Raw genomic sequence first — 726 nt, 5'->3', positions numbered from 1 at the left:
CGTGTGAGCACCAACGTTCCTCTAGACAGCGACCATAGGCTAGGGCGCGCTATTGGTACGCGAGTGAGTGCTGAAGTGTATAACCAAGTGCTCTCTCAAGGTCAGCAATGGGTCGACCGCGCGTATGTGTACGACGCGTGGTACATCACCGCTTATCAACCAATCAAAGACCAGTACGATAACGTCATTGGCATGCTTTATACCGGCTACCTGATGTGGCCATTTGTGAAAGCGTACATGACCAACATCGCCGAAATCAGCCTTATTACCTTAATGCTATTACTGGTCTCTGGCGTGATGGTCTATCGCGGTTCGCGTGATTTGTTCCGACCAATTGAGCGCATTCATAAAGTCGTTAAGCTCGTTCAACTTGGCAAAGAGAAACGTATTGGTCCACTGGGGCTGGATGATCATCATGAGTTGGCGCAGCTGGCTAGGCAGTTCGACAATATGCTTGACGCCTTGGAAGATCGCAAAATCGAACTCAAAAATGCTGCGGCGCAGTTGGAGTGTAAAGTTCAAGAGCGAACGGCTAGCTTGCGAGAAAAAACTGAGGAACTCGAACTTCACATTCAGTTGCTCAACCAAACCCGCGATAAATTGGTAGTGCATGAAAAACTAGCGGCGCTCGGTGAGCTGACCGCCGGGATTGCACACGAAATCAATAATCCAACTGCGGTAATTCTTGGTAACGTTGAGTTGATTCACTTTGAGTTGGGTGAAGAT

Annotated in this window: 1 protein-coding gene; it reads left to right on the top strand. The window is 48.8% G+C overall.

Annotated elements, in window-relative coordinates:
* Positions 1-726 (top strand): cache domain-containing protein (locus R8O11_RS27450; protein WP_318194905.1); only part of this gene is annotated, 726 nt, incomplete at both ends.

The sequence above is a fragment of the Vibrio sp. 1288 genome, from assembly GCF_033344475.1.
This window is presented reverse-complemented; position numbering and strand designations above follow the sequence as displayed.